The organism is Roseomonas sp. AR75, assembly GCF_005222815.1.
Taxonomy (GTDB): domain Bacteria; phylum Pseudomonadota; class Alphaproteobacteria; order Acetobacterales; family Acetobacteraceae; genus Falsiroseomonas.
In genome coordinates this window covers 1006298-1026569 of record NZ_STGB01000006.1, presented here as the reverse complement: position 1 = coordinate 1026569, position 20272 = coordinate 1006298, and the positions used below count along the sequence as shown (strand labels likewise).

Here is a 20272-nt window from a genome sequence, read left to right as displayed (position 1 = left end):
TGTCAGCCGCGTAGCCGCGCCAGCGCGTCGCGATCGGGTTCCAGGCCAAGCCCGCCGGCGCGCGGCACGCGCATCACCGCCCCGGGCTCCACCGGCGGCATGGGTCCGAGATCCTCGGCGAGGAAGCGGCCCATCGGGATGCCGCAATCCGGCAGCGGTTGCGGCAGGGTGGAGGCGACATGCAGCGCGACGGCGGTGCCGATCGCGCTTTCCAGGCTGACCGTCACCGTCACCTGCACGCCGGCCTCCACCGCGGCGCGGATCATCGCGCCGGCCCTGTCCGGCCCACCCGCGCGCTGCGTCTTCAGGATGATCACGTCGGCCGCCTGCAGCGCGAGGATGCGCTCCAGGCTCGCAGGATCCGTCGCGCTCTCGTCCAGCGCAACGCGGATCGGGCTGGCGCGGCGGAAGGCGGCGATCTCCGGCAGCGGGCGGGAGGAGGGGATGGGCTGCTCCACATAGTCGATGTCGTGCCGCCACAGCGCGCGCAGATGCTCGAGCGCCCAGGCGGGGTCCCAGGATTCGTTCGCATCGAGCCGCAGCTTCGCATCCGGCGCCGCCGCACGGATGGCGGCGACGCGGGAGAGATCGGCCGCGCGATCCTCCCAGCACTTCACCTTCAGCGTGCGATAGCCCTGCGAGACCAGCACGGCGGCGCGCGCGGCCGCTTCCTCCGGCGTTTTCTCGGTGACGAGGCCGTTCACCGGCACCTCGCGCGCCGCATGCGCGTCGGGCGCGATCAGCGCGGAGAGCGGCACGCGCTGCGCCGCGGCGCGCGCGCTCATCCAGGCCGCGGCGACGCCGCAGCGCAGCCGCGCGGGCACACCGCGTTCGTCGAGGGCGGCCAGGAAATCCTCGCGCTCGGGCTCGATCCCCGTGACCTGCGCGCGCAACTCCGCGGCGAGGGCGACAGGATCGGTGTCGAGATGGATCGGCGGCGCACTCTCGCCCCAGCCTTCCTGTCCCCAGGTGGCGATGCGCACCAGCAGGCCGCGGCGCTCGCGCTGCACGCCTTTCGCCCAGCGGTATTCCTGCGCCAGGCGCAGCGCATAGGGTAGGATCTCGATAGCGCCGCTCATCCCTCGGCCTCCTCCGGACTTCCCTGCACCACAACGCAGCGTTCCGGGGGCAGGCGCAGGCTGATTGCCGCGCCTTCGGCGCGCAGGGTGGCGGACGTGCCCTGCACGCGCAGTCGCGCGCCCTGCACCGTCTCGACCAGGTATTCCACCAGCCGGCCGGAGAAGACGACACGGCGGACCACGCCCTCCAGTTGGTTTACGCCCTCGCCGCCGCCGATCTCCACATGCTCCGGCCGGATCAGCAGCGAGAGCGTCTCGGCCGATGGCGGCTGCCCGGCGCTGGCGAGGCGGCCGAGCGGCGTGTCCAGCCAGGTCAGACCGTCGCCCTGGCCGATCACGCGGCAGGGCAGCAGATCCGCCTGGCCGACGAAGCGCGCGGCGAAGACGCTGCGCGGGCGCAGATACAGGTCCTGCGGGGGCGCGCATTCCACCACGCGGCCATCGCGCATCACCGCGACCCGGTCGGAGAGCGCCATCGCTTCCTCCTGGTCGTGCGTGACGTAGATCGCGGTGGTGCCGACGCGGCGCTGCAAGTCGCGCAGTTCCACGCGCATCTGCTCGCGCAGCCTTGCATCGAGGTTGGACAGCGGCTCGTCCAGCAGCAACAGCCGTGCTTCCTTCACCACGGCGCGGGCCAGCGCCACGCGCTGCTGCTGCCCGCCGGAGAGCAGCGGCGCGGGCCGGTCGCGGAACGCGGCCAGGCCCACCATCTCCAGCGCGCGCTCCACCCGCCGCGCGGCGGCCGCGCCGGTGACGCCGAGCGCATCCAGCGGGAAGCGCACATTCTCCGCCACCGTCATATGCGGCCAGATCGCGTAGGATTGGAACACCATGGCGATGTCGCGCTTCGCGACGGGCAAGGCGATGCGCGCCGCGCTGGAGAAGACCGTTGTGCCGGCGACGCGGATCTCACCGGCATCCGGCATCTCCAGCCCCGCGACGCTGCGCAGCGCGGTGGTCTTGCCGCAGCCGGACGGGCCGAGCAGGGTGAAGAACTCGCCCTCCCCCACGTCCAGCGACACGTCGCGCAACGCGAAGGCGTCAGCGCGGCGGCGGTCGTAGCGTTTCTCCAACCCGTAGACGTGCAACATCAGCCGCGCCTCCGTGCCGCAAGCTGCCAGAGCGTGAGCGCCAGCAGCAGCGCGGCGACGAGCCAGACGCCGACCGCTGCGGCGCGGGTGGGCTCGCCGCCCTGCCACCAATCCCACAGCAACGTGGTCACCACCTGGTTGTCGCGGCCCTGCAGCATGAGCGCCGTGGAGAGTTCCCGCATCGCATGCGCCAGCACCCAGATCCAGATCGCGGCGATGGCGGGCCAGAGCAGGGGCAGCGTGATCCGCCGCAGCACCATTGCCCCCCCGGCGCCGGAGGTCCGCGCGGCTTCCTCCAACTCCGGATGCAACTGCACCATCGTGCCGCCGGCCGCGCGCGTGCCGAAGCTGAGATAGTCCGTGGTGTAGGCGACGACGAGGATCCACACGGTGCCATAGATCGCGATGACGGGATCGAGCGTGAGATACACGTAGATCAGCGCGACGCCCATCATCACGCCTGGGATCGCCACAGGCAGGAAGGCCAGCGCGTCGACCAGCCCGGCGCCGGGCACGCGCAGCCGCACCGTGGCCCAGGCGATCAGCGTTGCCAGCGCCGCGACCAGCGTGGCGGCGACGACGGCGACGAGCAGCGTGTTGCCCGCGGCTTCCAGCACGCGCGGCGAATCGAGGAAGTCGCGATGATTCTCCAGCGTCACCAGCGCCAGTGCGCGCAGAGAGGGCGGCGTCTGGTAGGGCATAAGGCTCATCCACAGCAGGATGCCCATCGGCAGCACGACGGCGAGCAGGAAATACAGCGCGACGAAGCCGAGGGCGGCGCCGCGCCAGCGGCCCAGCGCCATGCGCCGCGGCCGGAAGCCCTTGCCGGTGACAACGCGGTAGCTCGCGGCATCGCGCGTCAGCCGGCGATAGAGGAAGCCGAGCGCGAGCAGCAGCACCAGGAACAGCGTCGCCAGCGCGCCGACCTGGCCATAGAGCGGCATGCCGCCCGGTGCCTCCGAGGCGAGGTAGTAGAGCTGGCTGGACAGCACGAAGATGCGCGCGGGCATGCCGAGCGTGCCCGGCACCTCGAACACCACGAAGCCGACGATCAGCAGGAAGGCACCGGCGGCGAGCACGGCCGGGCGCAGCAGCGGCACCAGCACGCGCCGCGCCAGCATCCAGCCGGAGGCGCCGGAAGCCAGCGCCGCTTCCTCCAGCGAGGGGTCCATGTTGCGGAAGGCGGGTGCAAGCATGAGGAAGGCGGTGGAGGCCAGCGCCAGCCCCTGCACGAAGACCATGGCGCCGAGCGAATAGGCGTCGAAGGGCGGCGACGACAGACCGAACATTTCCCGTGCCGCGATGTTCAGCGCGCCGGAGCGCGGCGAGAGCAGCATGGCCCAGCCGATCGCCATCAGCAGCGGCGGCGTCGCCATCGGCAGGATCACCAGCGCGCGCACGAAGCCCGCCCCCGGCAGGTCCGTGCGTTCCACCAGGAAGGCCAGTGTGGCGCCGAGGCTCAGCGCGAGCGCGACGGAACCGAGGGCGAAGACCAGCGTGTCCTGCACCAGCCGCAGGAAGCCCGGCGCCAGGTAGACGGCCGCGTAGTTGGCCAGCGTCCAGCCTGGATCGAAGGGAAAGCCGCTGGGCCGCAGGGAGGCAAGAACCAGGAACAGCAGCGGCACGGCCACCAGATACAGCAGCAGGCCGCCCAGCAGGATGGAGGGCAGGATGCGCCCGAGCCTCGCCAACGCCGCCTCCCGCGCCGAATCGGACGCCCCTTCGCGCCCGTCAAGAGCGTGACGCCGAGCGCGAAGCGTCGCAACATGGGGGCCGGATGCATGGAGAGCACGCATGAAGACGCGCGCGGCGGTGGCCTGGGCGGCGGGCAAGCCCCTGGAGGTCACCGAGGTCGAGATCGCCGGCCCCAAGGCGGGCGAGGTGCTGGTGGAGGTGATGGCGACGGGGCTGTGCCACACGGACCTCTACACGCTTTCGGGCGCCGATCCCGAAGGCTTGTTTCCGGCGATCCTGGGGCATGAGGGCGCGGGCATCGTGCGCGAGGTCGGCTCGGGCGTGACCAGCGTGAAGCCGGGCGACCATGTGATCCCGCTCTACACGCCGGAGTGCCGCCAGTGCAAAACCTGCCTGAGCCGCCGGTCCAACCTGTGCACCGCCATCCGCGCGACGCAGGGCAAGGGCGTTATGCCCGACGGTACTTCTCGCTTCTCCTGCGAGGGAGAGCAGGTGATGCACTACATGGGCTGCTCCACTTTCGCGAACTTCACCGTATTGCCGGAGATCGCGGTCGCGAAGGTCCGTGAAGACGCTCCGTTCGAGAAGATCTGCTACATCGGCTGCGGCGTAACCACCGGCATCGGCGCGGTGATCAACACGGCGAAGGTCTGGCCCGGCGCCAATGTGGCGGTGTTCGGCCTGGGCGGCATCGGACTGAACGTGATCCAGGGCGCGCGCATGGTCGGCGCCGACAAGATCATCGGCATCGACATCAACCCGGCGCGGGAGGAGATGGCCCGCAAGTTCGGCATGACGCACTTCGTCAACCCGAAGGAGATCGGCGACGACAAGGTCGTGCAGGCCATCGTGGACCTCACGGGGGGCGGCGCGGATTTCAGCTTCGAATGCGTCGGCAACGTGAAACTGATGCGCCAGGCGCTGGAATGCTGCCATCGCGGCTGGGGCGAAAGCATCATCATCGGCGTGGCCGGCGCCGGGCAGGAGATCGCGACGCGGCCGTTCCAGCTCGTCACCGGCCGCGTCTGGAAGGGCACCGCCTTCGGCGGCGCGCGCGGGCGCACGGACGTGCCGAAGATCGTGGACTGGTACATGGAGGGCAAGATCGACATCGACAGCCTGATCACCCATGTCATGCCGCTGAAGGACATCAACCACGGATTCGAGTTGATGGAGCGCGGCGAGAGCATCCGCTCCGTCGTGGTCTATTGATTTTGGCGGCCTGCCGCGCTTCAGGCAGGCCGAGGCGGCGACGGCGGCCCGCGGCGGATGCCGCGGAGCCAAGCCGCACGGAGGTGCGGCGCCGGCGCCTGAGGGCGCTTCCGCCGAAGCGGAAGCGCAACGAAAGGAAAGCTTGATGCAGAACGAGGAAGAGATCTGGCGGCTGGTGGATGCGAAGCGCAGCGCGTTCAACGGCCTTGCCGACCGCGTCTGGGCGATGCCGGAGCTCTGCTACGACGAGCATCGTTCCGCCGCCGAGCACAAGGCGATGCTGGAGCGCGAAGGCTTCCGCGTGACGGACAAGCTCGCGGGCATCCCCACCGCCATGATGGGCGAGGCCGGCGAGGGCGGGCCGGTCATCGCGATCCTCGGCGAATACGATGCGCTGCCGGGGCTTTCGCAGGAGGCGGGCGTCGCGGAGCCGAAGCCCGTGCCGGGCGAGTTCCGGGGCCATGGCTGCGGGCACAACCTGCTCGGCGCCGGCGCGATGCTGGCGGCGACGGCGGTGAAGGATTTCCTGGCGGCGAACGGGCTGGTCGGCAGGGTCCGCTACTACGGCTGCCCGGCCGAGGAGGGCGGCGCGGCGAAGGGCTTCATGGTGCGCGACGGCGCCTTCGACGACGTGGACATCGCCATCACCTGGCATCCGGATTTCTTCTCGGGCGTGATCGAGGCACTGAGCCTCGCGAATATGCGCATCGACTTCACCTTCAGCGGGCGCGCCGCGCATGCCGCGGCGACGCCGCATCTCGGCCGCTCCGCCCTGGACGCGGTGGAGCTGATGAATGTCGGGGTGAACTACATGCGCGAGCACATGCCGAGCGATGCGCGCATCCACTACGCCTATCTCGATGCCGGCGGCATCGCGCCCAACGTCGTGCAGGCCAAGGCGAAGGTGCGTTACCTGATCCGTGCCGCGAGCGTGGTGGAGCTGCGCCCGCTGGTGGCGCGCGTGCGCAAGATCGCCGATGGCGCCGCGCTGATGACGGAGACGCAGGTGGAGGCGGAGGTGATCTCCGCCGTCTGCGACCTGCTCGGCAACACGCCGCTGGAAACGGCGATGCAGCGCAACCTGGACCGGATCGGCCCGCCCGTATTCACGGAACAGGATCGCGCCTTCGCGCAGGCAATCCAGGACACGCTGACCGATGCCGACGTCGCGGCCGCCTATCGCCGGCACGGGCTCCAGGCGCAGCGCGGCAAGCCGCTGCACGATGCGGTGGTGGCGCAGGCGGAGAAGAGCGTCGCGATGGTCGGCTCCACCGATGTCGGCGATGTCTCACAGAAGGTGCCGACGGTGCAGGCGCGCGGCGCGACCTGGGCCGTGGGGACGCCCTTCCATTCCTGGCAGGCGGTGGCGCAGGGCAAGTCGCCGGCGGCACATGCGGCGATGGCGCATGTCGCGAAGGTGATGGCCGGCACCGCGCTGGATGCCCTGCGCGATCCTGCGCTGATCGCCGCGGCGAAGGAGGATCTGCGCCGGCGCATGGGCGGGCGGCCATACGAAAGCCCGCTGCCGAAGGAAGCGAAGCCCGTGCTGACGATGTCGACGGCCGTGTAGCGGGTTGCGCCCCTCGCCCGTTTGCGGGCGAGGGCGCATTCAGGTCATCGCCCCCGGCCCGGGCACCGCGCCGGGCGGGCACTTGCCAAGGATGATCATGCCCAGCGCTTCGTCCTTGGTGATGTCCGCCACGCGCGCGGTGCCGACCAGCTTGCCGTTCTTCATCACGCTGATGCGGTCCGCCAGGTCGAAGACATCGTGGATGTCGTGGCTGATCAGGAAGATGCCGATCCCCTGCTGCTTCAGCTGCAGCACGAGCTCGCCGACCTGGCGCGTCTCGGCCGGGCCCAGCGCCGCGGTGGGTTCGTCCATGATCAGGATGCGCGCGTCGAAATGGATGGCGCGCGCGATCGCGACCGACTGCCGCTGGCCGCCGGACAGCGCGCGCACCGGTTCCTTGAAGCGGCGGAAATGCGGGTTGAGGCGGCCCATCACCTCCCGCGTCGCCGCCTCCATCGCCGCGTCGTCCAGCGTGCCCCACCGGGTCAGCAGCTCGCGGCCGAGGAAGATGTTGGCAGCGGCGTCGAGATTGTCGGCCAGCGCCAGCGTCTGGTAGATCGTCTCGATGCCGTAGCGTCGCGCATCGCGCGGGGAGGCGATCTGCGCGGATTCGCCGCGCACGCGGATCTCGCCGGAATCGGCACGATAGGCGCCGGACAGCACCTTGATCAGCGTGGACTTGCCGGCGCCGTTGTGGCCAAGCAGCCCGACCACCTCGCCCTCATGCAGGTCGAGGCTCGCGCCATCCACGGCCTTGATGCCGCCGAAAGCGAGGTGGATGTCATCCATCTGGACGAGAGGTGTCACCGGATGCGCCTCCGGTAGACGGTGTCCAGCCAGACCGCCAGCACCAGCACCAGGCCGACCACGATGTTCTGCATCGGCGCATCCACGCCCAGCAGCACCATGCCGGATTGCAGGCTCTGCATCACCAGCGCGCCGAGCATGGCTCCGGCGACCGTGCCCGCGCCGCCGGCCAGCGAGGTGCCGCCGATCACCGCCGCCGCGATCACATAGAGCTCGTCGAGCGATCCCGCCGCGTTCGTCGCCGCGTTCAGCCGCGCGGTGGAGATGCAGGCGGCGATGCCGCACAGCGCGCCCATCAGCGCGAAGACCAGCATGATGGTGCGCCGCGTGTTGATGCCCGAAAGCTCCGCCGCCTCGGGGTTGCCGCCGATGGCGAAGACGGCGCGGCCGAAGCGCGTGCGGAGCGAGAGCAGCGTGATGACAATGCCGACGCCGACCGCCACGAGCACCGGAATCGCGAGGCCATGCGCGATGAAGGTGCCGGCCACCCAGGTGCCGCCGGACTGCTCCACCAGGCGGCGCGCGATGCCGACCGGCAGCGGATAGGAATTCGCCACCAGCACGGCGCTCAGCACGGCGCCGACGGCGAGCACGGCGACCGTCGCCTCCGCCCAGGCGGGCCGCACCGGGAAGCCGAAGCCGATGCGCCGCCGGCGGGATGCGAACAGTGCCGCCAGGATGGCCGCGCAGGCCAGCCCGCCGATGATCCAGGACGCGGTCGCGCCGATCGCGCCCTCGATCCCGCCGCCAAGGCGCCGGAAGCGCATGTCCATCGGCGCGACGGTCTGGCCCTGCGTCACCCACCAGGCCGCGCCGCGCCACACCAGCAGCCCGCCCAGCGTGACGATGAAGGACGGGATGGCGAGCCACGCAATCAGCGCGCCCTGCAGCATGCCGATGGCGCCGCCCACCAGCACCGCGGCGAACACGGCGATGATCCAGGTGAAGGGATTCTCGAGGCCGAGGATCTCCGGCAGCAGCCGCGCCTGCAGCACGCCGATCACCATCCCCGTCACGCCGAGGATCGCGCCCACCGAGAGGTCGATGTTGCGGGTGACGATCACCAGCACCATGCCGCAGGCCATGACCGCGATGGAAGCGGTCTGGACCGAGAGGTTCCACAGATTGCGCGGCGTCAGGAAAGCGCCGCCCGAAAGCAGGTCGAAGCCGACCCAGATCACCAGCAGCGCCGCCAGCATGCCGACCAGGCGCGGATCAACCTCCAGCGCGCGCAGCGCGGCCCCGGAACTGCCGCCGATGCCGCGCGTGGCGGTGGCGCTCATCCGCAGGCCGGCACGCGGCCCGCGGGAACGCCCTGGCAGACCGCGTCACGCGGCGCCCAGCCGCCGTCGATGACGAGGTTGAGATTGTCCTTCGTGATCGGCTGCGGGCGCAGGAACAGCGCGGTCATGTTGGCACGCGAGGGCCCCTGGTTCCACTGCACGGCACCAGGGATCTCGTTCAGCCGCGCGCCGCCGGCCAGCTTCACCGCGATCTCGCCCGCGGCCTTGCCGAGCTCGCGCGCATCCTTCCAGATCGTGACGGTCTGCGTGCCGAGCGCGATGCGGTTCAGCGCGGCGCGGTCGGCATCCTGGCCGGAGACCGGCACCGTGCCCGCCATGCCCTGCGCGGCGAGTGCGGCGATGGCGCCGCCGGCCGTGCCGTCATTGGCGGCGATCACCGCATCAACCCGGTTGTTGTTGCGCGTCAGGATCTGCTCCATGTTCCGCTGCGCGTTCGCCGGCAGCCAGCCGTCGGTGAAGGCCTCGCCGACATTCTTGATGCGCCCTGCGTCGATCGCAGGCTTCAGCACCTCCATGCTGCCCTGGTAGAGGAAGCCGGCATTCGGATCGGCGCTGCTGCCCTTGATGAAGGCGTAGTTGCCCTGCGGCTTCGCAGCCTGCACGGCGCGCGCCATCATGCGGCCGACCTCGACATTGTCGAAGGTCAGGTAGAACGCGCGGGGATCCTCGATCAGGCGGTCATAGCCGATGACCGGCACGCCCTCGTTCAACGCGCGGTCCACGGCGGGGCGCACCGCCTGCGCATCCTGCGCCAGCACGATCAGCGCCTTCACGCCACGCGCGAGCAGGCTTTCGATGTCGGCAAGCTGCTTCGTCGGGTTGGATTGCGCATCGGCCGAGAGGTAGGTGGCGCCGCCGGCGCGCAGCGCGGCCTGGATCGCCGCCTCGTCGGTTTTCCAGCGTTCCTCCTGGAAGTTGGACCAGGAGACGCCGATGGGCGCCCCGCGCTGGGCGCGGGCCAGGGACGGCAAGGCGAGCACGCCGACAGTGGCGGCGAACAGGTCGCGACGACGCATGAAACCGCATCCTCCCTCGCGCATGGTGGCGAAGGTTGGGCCCCGCCGCGCGCATGGCGTGCATTGGAAGGTGCGTCCAGAGCCGGCGTCAAGCAAAGTTTGGCGGCATTGCCGGGTCGCCATGCCGGAGCCATCCCCGAACAGGTGCCCCGCTTCGCGCGTTGCCGGGGCGACCGAGGGACCTCGCCGATGGCCGAATCCGCAGCGCCGCGCCGCATGGTGCGCAACATCGAGGAGATCGTCCGCCTTGAACGCGAGGAGCAGCGCCGCAGCCCGCCCTCCTCGCGGCTGGCCGATGCGGTGGCGCGTGTCGCCGGCTCCCCGCGCTTCGTCCTGCTGCATGCACTCGGGATCGCGGCATACGTCGCCATCAATCTCGGCCTGGTGCCGGGCGTTCCGACCTTCGATCCCCTCCCCTTCAGCCTGCTCGGTGGCGTGTTCTCGCTGGAGGGGCTGCTGCTCGCGGCGTTCGTGCTGATGAAGCAGAACCGCGCCGACATCCGCGAGGAGGATCGCGCGCATCTCGACCTGCAGATCAGCCTTCTGGCGGAGCAGGAAGTGACCAAGGTCATCCAGATGCTCGGGCGCATCAGCCACGCTCTCGGCATCGAGGACCATGTGATGGATCGAGAGGCGCGCGAGCTCGGCGAGATCACCGCGGTCAGCCGGCTTGCCGGCACGCTGCGGGAGAAGCTGCACGGGAAGGATACAGGCAATGAGCCCGCCTGAGGATCGTGAGGCGTGCTGGATGGCGCTGATGCGCCGCGGCGACTGGGCGGCCGCGTGGCGGCTCTCGGACGAAACCGTGGGCGCGCGCCGCGGCCAGCGCGACTGGACGGCGCCACGCCACCTGCAGCCGGTGTGGGACGGCACGCCGCTCGAAGGCCGTCGCGTGCTGGTGCGTTGCTACCACGGGCTCGGCGACACGATCCAGTTCGCACGGCTGCTGGCGCCGCTGCAGCGCATCGCCGCGAAGGTCACGGTGTGGGCGCAGCCCGCGCTGATCCCGCTGCTCGCCACGCTGCGACCCGCACCGCACCTGCTGCCCTTGCATGACGGCACGCCGGAAGCCGAGTACGATACCGACATCGAGATCATGGAACTGGCGCATGCGCTGCGCCTGACACCCTCCGACCTGGCCGGAAAGGTGCCGTATCTGCACCCGCCCGCGCGACCGCGCAGTTCCGACAGACGGCTGCAGGTGGGACTGGCCTGGCGCGCCGGCGAATGGGATGCGCGCCGATCCGTGCCGATCGACCTGCTGCGGCCGCTCGGCGCCATGCACGGGATCGCCTTGCACATCCTGCAGCGCGGCCCGGCCTTGACCCAACGCCCGACGGATTTTGGCGTCGAAAGCGGCTGCGACGACGTATTCCAGGCTGCATCGCGGATGCGCGCGCTGGACCTGGTGGTCAGCGTGGACTCGATGCCGGCGCACCTCGCCGGGGCGCTCGGCGTGCCGGTCTGGCTGCTGCTGCCGCAGCCAGCAGACTGGCGCTGGATGGACGGCCGGGAGGACAGCCCCTGGTACCCCGGCATGCGGCTGTTCCGGCAGGAGCGTGCGGGCGACTGGTCGGCGCCCGTCCTGCGACTGCTGAGCGCGCTTCAGCGCGCGCCGCGCAGCCCGAGCATCAGAGGAGCTTCCTGAACTCCGTCGTCATTCGCGGGCGGGCGTACCGCCTGCTGCCAGCACAGGTCGCGTTCGAACCAGGCGATGGTCGCGCGCAGGCCGCTGTCCAGGTCGGTGCGCGGCTGCCAATCGAGCAGCGCGCGCGCCAGGGCAATGTCAGGCCGACGACGCTGCGGATCATCCACCGGCAACGGACGCTGCACGACCTTCGAGGGCGATCCCGTCAGCGCCAGCACGCGCTGCACCAGTGCTGCCACGCGCAGCTCCTCCGGATTGCCGAGATTGACCGGACCGGGCGGTCGCACATCCTCAGCGCCAAGGCGCAGCAGCCCCGCAATCAGGTCGTCCACGTAGCAGAAGGATCGCGTCTGCCGGCCATCGCCATAGAGGGTGATGTCCTCGCCCGCCAGCGCCTGGCTGACGACGTTGGAGACGACGCGCCCGTCATCGGCGCGCATGCGCGGACCATAGGTGTTGAAGATGCGCGCCACGCGCACATCCGCTCGCCCGGCGCGGGCGTAGTCGAAGGCCAGCGTCTCGGCCGCGCGCTTGCCTTCGTCGTAGCAGGCGCGCGGCCCGGTGGGGCTGACGCAGCCGCGATAATCCTCGCGCTGCGGATGCATCTCCGGATCGCCATAGACCTCGCTGGTGGAGGCCTGCAGGAAGCGCGCGCCGGCATCCTCGGCAAGCCGCAGCAGGTGCCGCGTGCCGAGCACGCAGGTGAGCAGCGTGTGTTCCGGATTCGCCTGGTAGTGCGGGGGCGACGCCGCGCAGGCCAGGTTGAACACCGCATCCGGCCGGGCCCGCGCAACCGCGGCCGGCATCGGATCGCAGACGTCGCTCTCCACCACGTCGAAGCGTGGATCACGCGCGAGGTGCTGGATGTTCTGTCGTCGCCCGGTGAGGAAGCTGTCGAGGCAAAGCACCTGCATGCCCTCCGCCAGCAGCGCGTCGCAGAGGTGCGATCCGAGGAAGCCGGCGCCGCCGGCCACCACGACGGTCTTGTGCCTGCCATTCCTCACAAGGGCATCTTCTCTTTCCGGTGGATGACATCGGACGCGTCGGTGAGATACGCGTCGAGTTCGGCAGCGCGGTGCGCCGCCGTGTGCGCCGACAAGACGCGCGATCGCGCCGCCCGCGCCATCGCCCGGCGCTGCGGGTCCGACATGCCTCGCAGCGCCGAGAGCACCTCCGCGCCATGCTCCGCGAGCAGGATCTGCTCGCCGGGTTCCAGAAGATCCGCGAGTCCTGGCCAGGTGTCGGAAATCACGGGAGTGCCGCAGCATGCGGCCTCGAAGAGGCGGACGCTTGGGCTCCAGCCTGCCTCGCGCATGTCCTCGCGCGTGATGTTCAGCGTAAAGCGGCTGGCGGCATAGAAGGCCGCATGCTCGGCCGGCGGCACATGATCGATGCGCGTGACGTTGGAGGGCCAGGCAATGTCGCCGGGGTACTGCGCGCCGGCTACGACGAATCGCAGCCCGGGTGCGCGCCGGGCGGGCTCCAGCAGCAGACGCTCCAGCGTCGGCTGGCGATCCGCGCTCCAGGTGCCGAGGTAGGAAAGGTCCCACTGCAACGGCACCGCCCGTGGCGCGTAGGCCTCGGGATCGACGGAGCAGTAGAGAACGCGCGCCCGCTTCACGCCGTGCCGCCGCTCCAGCGCCTCGAGCGTCGGACCACCGGTGAAGGAGAGATACAGGTCATAGCCGCGCATCACCGCGGGCGAGAGATAGTCGTGCTCGCCGCGCGCAAGCCGCGCCAGGGTCACGGGCGTGTCGATGTCGTAGAAGGCGACGCTGCCGCCGGCGAGCCGCTGCACCAGCGCGCCGACCGCCGCACCCTCCGGAACGAAGGAACCGACGATCACAGCGTCGGCCTCGGCGATCTCGTTCCGCCAGGCTGCAAGCTCCGCAAGGTCGCCATAGAAGGCAAGCCGGCAGAAATCCGGCCGCGCGAGGTCGCGATGCGCCGCATACCAGGACACGTCGCGTTCCAGGAACAGGATGTCGTGCCCTCGCGCCGCGCAGGCGCGCAGCAGGGCGCGCCACGTGGTCGCATGACCGTTGCCCCAGGAGGAGGACAGGCTGAGGCCGAGGACGACGAGCCTCATGCGACGCGCGCCTCCCGCCGGTGCGCTGCCTGCTCCCGCAGCAGCGTGGCCACCTGCGTGCCGCGACGCTCGTACGTGTGCGCAGCAAGGATGCGGGCGCGCGCGGCCGCGCCGATGGCCCGGGCGCGCCGGGGTGTCAGCGCGGCGAGGTGATCGGCAACTTCCCGCCCATCGCGCGCGACGAGCACTTCCTCGTCCGGCTTGAGGAACAGGGCGATGCCTTCCCAGGCATCCGTGATCAGGCACGCGCCTGCCCCCGCTGCCTCGAACACCCGGGTGGCGGGAGAGAAGCCGACATCCGCCATGCTGTCACGCGCGACATTGAGCACTGCGCGTGCCGACGCGTTGAAGGCGTTGTGGTCGCGCGTGCCGACATGACCGATCCGCGTGACGTTCCCAGGCATCGGCTTGTCGTCCCAGCCATTGCCGCCAAGCAGGAAGCGCCGCTGCGGCTCGCGCTCCGCAGCGCGAAGGAAGAACTCCTCGACTCGCGCCTCGCGGTCGGGAAGTCGGTTGGCGAGGAAGCTGAGCTCCGCGGCGAAGCGCGGATCGGGCGGGGCGGGATGATGAGTCTCCGGGTCCAGCGCGTTGTAGACAGGCACGCAGCGCCGTGCACCGGCCGCCTCGTAGCTGGCCACAACCGGCGGACCGCCACCGTAGGTCAGGACGAGGTCGAGACCGGGAAGCGCGCGACGCAGCGGCTGCGACGGGTCGGCCCGCAGGCTTGCGAGGGTCGCGGGCGCATCGACATCCCAGAAGATGCGGATCGCATCGGGCCGCGCGGCGGCCATCACGCCTTCCAACAGCTCGTCGTCGAAGACACCGACGCCGCTGGCCTTCACGACAACGTCGGCCTTCGCGGCTTCCGCGATCACGCCGCGCAGCGCATCGGCTTGCGCGGCCCATACCTGAACGCGCGCCCAGCTCGGCGGCGCGATGTCGCGGTGCTGCTGCCGCCCGAAGGCGTCGGGTTCATAGAAGGTGACATCATGGCCATGCGCGGCCAGCGCACGGATGATGCCGCGGTAGTAGGTGGCGGCGCCGTTCCAGTAGGCGGAGAGCAGGCTGGATCCGTAGAAGGCGATCCTCATGCCGCCTGCTCCTGACCGACGCCAAGCGTTGCGAGATGCGCCAGCAATTCCTGCGCCCGATGGTCGCAGGTGTGGCGGGCTCGGATCGTGGCGAGCCCCGCTTCGGCAAGCGATGTCCGCAGCGCCGCGTCCTGCTGAAGCGCACGCATGTGCCGCGCCATCTCCTCGCCGTTGCGCGCGAACAGGAAGTCCTCGCCCGCGCGAAACAGTCCCTCGCTGTCGCTCCACGGTGCGCAAAGCAGGGGAATGCCGCAGGCCAGCGCCTCGAACACGCGGATGGTGGGAATGCCCGGCAGCATAGCGACATAGTGCCGGCGCGGCACATGCACGGTGAGCAGATGACGGGCATAGACCTGCGGCGCTTCCGCATTGGCCAGCCAGCCCCGGTAGCGCACACCGTATTCGGCAAGGCCGCGCAGCGCGTCTTGGGGGTAGCGGACGCCGTGGATGTCGAGCGGAAGGCCCGCTTCCGCGGTCGGATGCAACAGGAATTCCGACAGCTCCGCGGTGCGCTCGCCGTCGCCCCAATTGCCGATCCATACCGCGCCGGCGCGTTGCGTGGATTCAACTGGCGGGCGAAACAGCGTGACGTCCGCCGCCTCGTGCCAGGTCAGCACCCGCCGGCCCCATCCCCAGTCGCGATACACCTCCGTCAGCGCTTCTCCGAAGGCAAGCACGCCGTCATAACCCGACAGGTCGAAGGCGCGGATCGCCTGCGGATCGCTGACCGCGCGATGATGCGTGTCGTGGAAGAGCAGGGTGAAGCGCGCGCCGCCGCGGCGCATCGCGCCCAGCGCGGCGACGAGCCAGGGCATGTTCCATTCATGCACCACCACGACATCGGCGCCGTCCACAAGCCGGTCGAGGTCGGCCGCCGCGGCATGCGTGACCCAGGCGAGATCCGGATAGGCGGCTGTGAAGGCAGCGGTCCCCGCCTCGCCGTGATCGCGGCGCAGATTGGCAAGGCTCCACCCGTCCACGGGCTCGCAAGAGCGTGTCTCGTGCCCTTCCGCCTGCAGCGCACGCAGCACGCCACGCAGGAAATGAGCATTGCCGTGGTTCCAGCAGGATCGCAGCGAATGGGTGAACCAGACGAACCTCACGCTGCGACGCTCCCTTCCGGACGCAAGGGCGATGCGGCGAGAAGCCGGGCATGGATCGCCGCCATGCCGTCGGCCATCGCCGCGACGCCGAACCTGCGGGACCGGCGTAGGGCGGCAACGCGCAGCCTGCTTCTTTGTTCCCCATCGCGCGAGAGCCACGCGATGCGGGAAGCGAAAGCGGCATCGTCGCCCGGTACGACGAACAGCGCGGCGCCGTCCCACAATTCGCGAAAGGTGGGAATGTCGGACAGCACCAGCGCGCATCCGGCCTGCGCCGCCTCCAGCACGGCGAGGCCGAACGGTTCGTAGCGCGCGGCGGAAACGAAGATGGGGCCGCGCGCAAGCCACTCGCGGATCCCGGCTGCGCCGATCTCGCCGAGCACGCGCAGGTGCGAAAGGCTGATCCCGGCACCCTGCGGCCCGCGAACCGGCCCTGCCGCGAGGAACGGCAGGTCCAACCGCGCTGCCGCACGATCGAGCGTCGCTGCGTCCTTCCCCTCGTCCCACAGCCGCCCTGCGGTGAAGGCGAAACCCGCCGCCTCCGTAGCGGTCGAGCCGGGCACATCGACGCGGCCGTTCCACACGACATGCGGCGCCGCCGACAAGGCGTAGCGTCGCTGCGTCGCAGCCGCGAAAGCGTGGCTCGGCGCCACGCGTGCATGGCACCGTGCATAGCCGCGGGCCAACATCGCGCTGCGCCAGACGAAGTCCGGTGGCATGGCTCCGCCGCGCACGGCATCCCACCATGTCGCAAGACAGGAGTGGCAGACGCCGAGAACCGGGCACGGCATGTCCACGATGGCAAGCGCGGGGCTGTTCAACTGCACGAGGTCCGCGCCGCATTCCACGGCAAGCCGCGCCACCGCATCGCCCGCCTGGAGGATGTCCCGTTCGCCCCGAGCCAACCAGTCCAGCGCTGCATCCAGCACGACAAGACCGACGCCGGCACGCCTGGCCTGGGCGCGCTGCGCCTCGCTCGGCGCGGGACCGAGCACCGCAAGCGTCGTTTCGACGCGTCGCGTCGCCAGCGCTCCCGCAAGATCGAGCGCGTGGGTCCACACCCCGCCGACGGCATCCGCTGTCATCAACAGGCGTGTCGCGCGGGTCACCGCGCGCATGCGCTCTCCAGCGCGGGCAAGGGCAGCGGCCGCTCCTCCTGGATGTCGCTGAACGCCTCGAACTGCCCGAGATAGTGTGCATGCGCACGTTCCCAGGCGACGTCATCCGGCATGCCCCAGAGGCGGCGATAGTCCGGCGAGGACGGATAGGGATAGAGCGGCACCGGGTCGTTCGCCCAGACGCCTTCGCGCGCCAGACCCGCGCGCCATTCCGCCACGTGGTCCGCCTCGTCGCCATCCATGCGGATCAGGTTCGCCTGCACGAAGGGAACGAAGCGCCGCGCATGCAGCAGGCGGGCGGTGAGCGCATCGGTGTCCAGGCGACAATCCTTGTCGAGCGCCGCGCGGCCTTCCGGGGTCAGGCTCTCGACGCCCGCCTCGATCGAGACGCAGCCGGCGCGGCCCAGCAATTCCAGCATCTCAGGCTTCCAGAGGTCCAACCGCGTCTGGACGCCGAATTTGAGGCCACGTCCTGCCATCGCTTCCAGCAATGCGCGATTGGGCAGGAATATCTCGTCGATGAAGTAGAGATAGGTGACGCCTTGGGCGCGCAGTGCGTCCACCTCCTCGAGCAGCGGTGTCAGGTCGCGGCGGCGGTAGCGGTCGCGGAAATCAATCTTCGCGCAGAAGCTGCAGTGGTACGGGCAGCCGCGCGACGCCTCCACTTCCGCACCCGGCCCATCCGCCGGTGCGTCGAAGCGGTGATGATGATGCGTGTGGCGCGCGATCCAGTCCGCGGGCCAGTGCAGCGCCGGCAGGTCGGTGAAGCGCGCGGCGGCAGGACCGCCATTCACCCGCAATCGCCCTTCGACGGCGTGGGCGATGCAGGGAACGCTCCGGATATCCTGGGCTTCTGCCAGCGCGAGCACGACCTCCTCGCATTCGCCACGGACGACGATGTCGCAGCCGAGCTTGCGCAGCGCAGCGCCGGGCGTGGTTGAGCCGTGCGGGCCGACCGCAACGGTCCTGCCGCCGCGATGCCCCAGCGCCAGGAGGAAGTCGCGCGGCACTCGCAGTTCCGGTGGCGCGCAGCGCCAGAACAGATAGGTCGGTGCGGTCGTCACCACCGTCATCGCCGCCCCGAAATCCGCGACGGCATCGGCCACCGTTGCATTGGACTGGCCACAGAGATGCGCGTCCAGCATCAGCACATCGTGGCCCTTGCCTTCGAGCAGCAGCCTGGTGCACCCGAGTTCGAGCGGCAGATGCGGCTCACGGCAGCCGAAGTAGATGCTGCCGGTGTAGTCCCAGGCCGGGTTGACCAGCGCGACCCTCATCGCACGGCCTCCATGTAGCGCGCCGAGGCACCTTGCTGCTGGCGGAGCCAGTCCGCGAGATCGCGCAGGCCCGCGCGCCAGCCGATCGGCTCCGTGAGGTCCAGCGCCGCGCGCGCACGGCGCGTATCCGCCACGAACCAGCGCTGGTCACCCGCGCGCACCGCCTCATGCCGCACCCGAACAGGCTCGCCACAGATGCTGCCGATCTCCTCCAGCATGCGCATGAGGCTCACCGCATTGCGGGGGCCGCCACCCAGGTTGAAGGCCTGCCCGGCCGCGCGATCCATGGCACGCCACGCAGCGATCCACGCCGCGACGGCGTCGTTCACATGCAGCACGTCGCGCACCTGCAGACCGTCGCCGAAGATCGTCACGCTCTCGCCGCGCAAGGCCCGGATCAGGAAATGCGCGACCCAGCCCTGGTCCTCGGTGCCCATCTGGCGCGGACCGTAGATGCAGCTCATCCGCAGCACGGCGAAGGGAAGGCCGTAGCTGCGGGCGTAATCCAGCACATACTGGTCTGCCGCCCCCTTCGAGCAGCCATAGGGCGTGTGGAAGGCGAGCGGCCGCCCCTCCGCCACGCCGTTTTCGCGCAGCGCGGGCTCGCACGGCCACCATCCTGCGGCATCCGCCTGCAATGCGACATCGTCGAGATCGCCATACACCTTGTTGGTGCTGGCGAAGACCAGAGGGCAGGTGTCGCCGCGCCGCCGCAGCGCCTCCAGCAGCGCGAAGGTGCCCTGCAGGTTGGTGGTGAAGTCCTCCAACGGGTCTTCGAGACTCGTCGTGACCGCCACCTGGGCGGCGAGGTGGAACACGGCGTCCGCATCCCGAAGCGCCTCGCGCAGCTGGGTGGCGTCGCGGATGTCGCCGAGCGCGCTCGCGATCAGGCGCGGATGCCGCTGACGCAGCCAGGACAGGTTCGCTTCGACACCAGGCCGCCTGAGCGAGTCCAGCACAAGGATGCGATGGCCCTCTGCCGCCAGGCGATCCGCAAGGTTGGCGCCGATGAAGCCTGCGCCACCGGTGACAAGCAGGTGACCGCTCACGCCACCAACCCCCTCGCTTCAAGCTCCCGACGCGCCTGTGCCGTTCGGTCCTCAGCCTGCTGCAGCGCCACCCATTCCGCCAGCTCCGCCAGCCCGTCGCGGAAGTCTCGCCGGGCCGCGTAGCCCAGCTTCGCGGCCGCGAGGCCGATGTCGGGAACACAATGGCGAATGTCGCCGGCGCGGGCTTTCCCGGTGATGTCCGGCGCGATGTCCGGCCTGCCCATCGCCTCCGCCAGCAGCAAGGCTACCTCGGCCACGCTGCGCTGCTCGCCGCTGCCGATGTTGAACACACCGCCAGCGGCTTCGGGGCGGTCGAGCGCGACGCGGAACGCCTGGGCGACATCTTCGACATGCACGAAGTCGCGCCGCTGCGCGCCGTCCTCGAAGATCAGCGGTGGCTGGCCGTTGTGCAGACGCGCGGCGAAGATCGCAAGCACGCCGGTGTAGGGATTGGAGAGCGCCTGGCCCGGCCCATAGGCGTTCCAGAGGCGCAGCGCGACGCCTTCCATGCCATAGGCAGGTGCCAGCGTCAGCGTCAGCCGCTCCTGCACGTATTTGGTGATGGCGTAGACCGAGGCGAGCGCAGGTCGCTTCGTCTCCGGCGTCGGCTCGGGAACCAGCACGCGACCGCGCGCATCCAGGGGATCCCAGGAGCCGGTCGTGTCGCGCGGGGTGCGCCGGACATTCTCGTGAAGCGCACCGTCGGCGTCGCGATACAGCCCCTCGCCATAGATGCTCATGGAGGATGCGACGACGACGCGCCGCACGGGCCGCTCGATCAGCGCCTGGAACAGCACGGCCGTCCCATGATCGTTGACGGAGACGTAGCGATCCACCGCATACATGCTCTGGCCGACCCCGACTTCCGCGGCGAGATGCACCACCTTGTCCACACCGGCGAGGCTGCGGCGCACCATCGCCTCGTCACGGACATCGCCGATCATCGGCTCGACATCGGCGGGCAGGTCAATCGCTGGCAGACCGGAAGGATGCACCTGCGGCAGAAGGTTATCGAGCACGCGGACTGCATGACCTTCGTGCAACAGCAATGTCGCGAGATGGCGCCCGATGAAACCCGCCCCGCCGGTGATGAGGATACGCTCGGCCAATACCCGTCCCTCCG

Annotated in this window: 18 protein-coding genes; 4 read left to right on the top strand and 14 right to left on the bottom strand. The window is 70.2% G+C overall.

Translation table 11 applies throughout. The features are described 5' to 3' along the window. Positions 1-2 precede the first annotated feature (2 nt). The 3 genes from E4T13_RS29370 to E4T13_RS29360 are packed head-to-tail and all read right to left on the bottom strand — an operon-like array spanning position 3 to position 3861. Positions 3-1079 carry a mandelate racemase/muconate lactonizing enzyme family protein gene (locus E4T13_RS29370; RefSeq protein WP_137181881.1) on the bottom strand — a complete coding sequence of 359 codons (1077 nt, stop codon included), beginning with the start codon at positions 1077-1079 and terminating at the stop codon, positions 3-5. After that, positions 1076-2170, bottom strand: a complete 1095-nt coding sequence (locus tag E4T13_RS29365; RefSeq protein WP_137181880.1) for an ABC transporter ATP-binding protein — start codon at positions 2168-2170, stop codon at positions 1076-1078. Before E4T13_RS29365 ends, E4T13_RS29370 begins: the two co-directional genes overlap by 4 nt. Next, positions 2170-3861: an iron ABC transporter permease gene (locus E4T13_RS29360; protein WP_170985321.1), complete on the bottom strand. Its 1692-nt coding sequence runs from the start codon at positions 3859-3861 to the stop codon at positions 2170-2172. The genes E4T13_RS29365 and E4T13_RS29360 overlap by 1 nt, the downstream gene beginning before the upstream one ends. A 103-nt stretch (positions 3862-3964) precedes the next feature. On the opposite strand from E4T13_RS29360, the gene E4T13_RS29355 reads away from it, so the two are divergent. After that, positions 3965-5077: an S-(hydroxymethyl)glutathione dehydrogenase/class III alcohol dehydrogenase gene (locus E4T13_RS29355; protein ID WP_137181878.1), complete on the top strand. Its 1113-nt coding sequence runs from the start codon at positions 3965-3967 to the stop codon at positions 5075-5077. 145 nt (positions 5078-5222) lie between these two features. After that, the gene (locus tag E4T13_RS29350) at positions 5223-6647 is read left to right on the top strand and encodes a M20 family metallopeptidase (protein ID WP_137181877.1); all 1425 of its coding nucleotides are present in this window, start codon (positions 5223-5225) and stop codon (positions 6645-6647) included. A gap of 39 nt (positions 6648-6686) precedes the next feature. On the opposite strand, the gene E4T13_RS29345 is transcribed toward E4T13_RS29350, so the two are convergent. The 3 genes from E4T13_RS29345 to xylF are packed head-to-tail and all read right to left on the bottom strand — an operon-like array spanning position 6687 to position 9774. Then, a complete protein-coding gene (locus E4T13_RS29345) occupies positions 6687-7436 on the bottom strand; it encodes an ATP-binding cassette domain-containing protein (protein WP_137181972.1) in 750 nt (249 codons plus the stop codon). A 14-nt stretch (positions 7437-7450) separates the two neighbouring features. Further along, complete coding sequence (locus E4T13_RS29340) at positions 7451-8737, bottom strand: sugar ABC transporter permease (protein ID WP_137181876.1); 1287 nt, start codon at positions 8735-8737, stop codon at positions 7451-7453. Continuing rightward, a complete protein-coding gene (gene xylF / locus E4T13_RS29335; protein ID WP_137181875.1) occupies positions 8734-9774 on the bottom strand; it encodes a D-xylose ABC transporter substrate-binding protein in 1041 nt (346 codons plus the stop codon). The genes E4T13_RS29340 and xylF overlap by 4 nt, the downstream gene beginning before the upstream one ends. A 189-nt stretch (positions 9775-9963) precedes the next feature. On the opposite strand from xylF, the gene E4T13_RS29330 reads away from it, so the two are divergent. Continuing rightward, positions 9964-10503, top strand: coding sequence for a DUF1003 domain-containing protein (locus E4T13_RS29330; RefSeq protein WP_137181874.1), 540 nt, complete (start codon positions 9964-9966; stop codon positions 10501-10503). Then, entirely contained in the window at positions 10490-11422 is a 933-nt protein-coding gene (locus E4T13_RS29325; RefSeq protein WP_137181873.1) for a glycosyltransferase family 9 protein, read from the top strand. The genes E4T13_RS29330 and E4T13_RS29325 overlap by 14 nt, the downstream gene beginning before the upstream one ends. On the opposite strand, the gene E4T13_RS29320 is transcribed toward E4T13_RS29325, so the two are convergent. The 8 genes from E4T13_RS29320 to E4T13_RS29290 are packed head-to-tail and all read right to left on the bottom strand — an operon-like array spanning position 11380 to position 20198. Beyond that, a complete protein-coding gene (locus tag E4T13_RS29320; RefSeq protein WP_206030330.1) occupies positions 11380-12426 on the bottom strand; it encodes a UDP-glucuronic acid decarboxylase family protein in 1047 nt (348 codons plus the stop codon). The genes E4T13_RS29325 and E4T13_RS29320 overlap by 43 nt on opposite strands. Then, a complete protein-coding gene (locus E4T13_RS30335; protein WP_206030329.1) occupies positions 12423-13511 on the bottom strand; it encodes a glycosyltransferase in 1089 nt (362 codons plus the stop codon). Before E4T13_RS30335 ends, E4T13_RS29320 begins: the two co-directional genes overlap by 4 nt. After that, positions 13508-14602, bottom strand: coding sequence for a glycosyltransferase (locus E4T13_RS29315; RefSeq protein WP_137181871.1), 1095 nt, complete (start codon positions 14600-14602; stop codon positions 13508-13510). The genes E4T13_RS30335 and E4T13_RS29315 overlap by 4 nt, the downstream gene beginning before the upstream one ends. Then, positions 14599-15705 carry a glycosyltransferase gene (locus E4T13_RS29310; RefSeq protein ID WP_137181870.1) on the bottom strand — a complete coding sequence of 369 codons (1107 nt, stop codon included), beginning with the start codon at positions 15703-15705 and terminating at the stop codon, positions 14599-14601. The genes E4T13_RS29315 and E4T13_RS29310 overlap by 4 nt, the downstream gene beginning before the upstream one ends. Continuing rightward, positions 15702-16823 carry a glycosyltransferase family 4 protein gene (locus tag E4T13_RS29305; protein ID WP_240791338.1) on the bottom strand — a complete coding sequence of 374 codons (1122 nt, stop codon included), beginning with the start codon at positions 16821-16823 and terminating at the stop codon, positions 15702-15704. Before E4T13_RS29305 ends, E4T13_RS29310 begins: the two co-directional genes overlap by 4 nt. Continuing rightward, positions 16811-18100 carry a TIGR04295 family B12-binding domain-containing radical SAM protein gene (locus E4T13_RS29300; protein ID WP_137181869.1) on the bottom strand — a complete coding sequence of 430 codons (1290 nt, stop codon included), beginning with the start codon at positions 18098-18100 and terminating at the stop codon, positions 16811-16813. The genes E4T13_RS29305 and E4T13_RS29300 overlap by 13 nt, the downstream gene beginning before the upstream one ends. Then, positions 18097-19149: an NAD-dependent epimerase/dehydratase family protein gene (locus E4T13_RS29295; protein WP_137181868.1), complete on the bottom strand. Its 1053-nt coding sequence runs from the start codon at positions 19147-19149 to the stop codon at positions 18097-18099. Before E4T13_RS29295 ends, E4T13_RS29300 begins: the two co-directional genes overlap by 4 nt. Next, complete coding sequence (locus E4T13_RS29290; RefSeq protein WP_240791351.1) at positions 19146-20198, bottom strand: NAD(P)-dependent oxidoreductase; 1053 nt, start codon at positions 20196-20198, stop codon at positions 19146-19148. The genes E4T13_RS29295 and E4T13_RS29290 overlap by 4 nt, the downstream gene beginning before the upstream one ends. Positions 20199-20272: the final 74 nt, after the last annotated feature.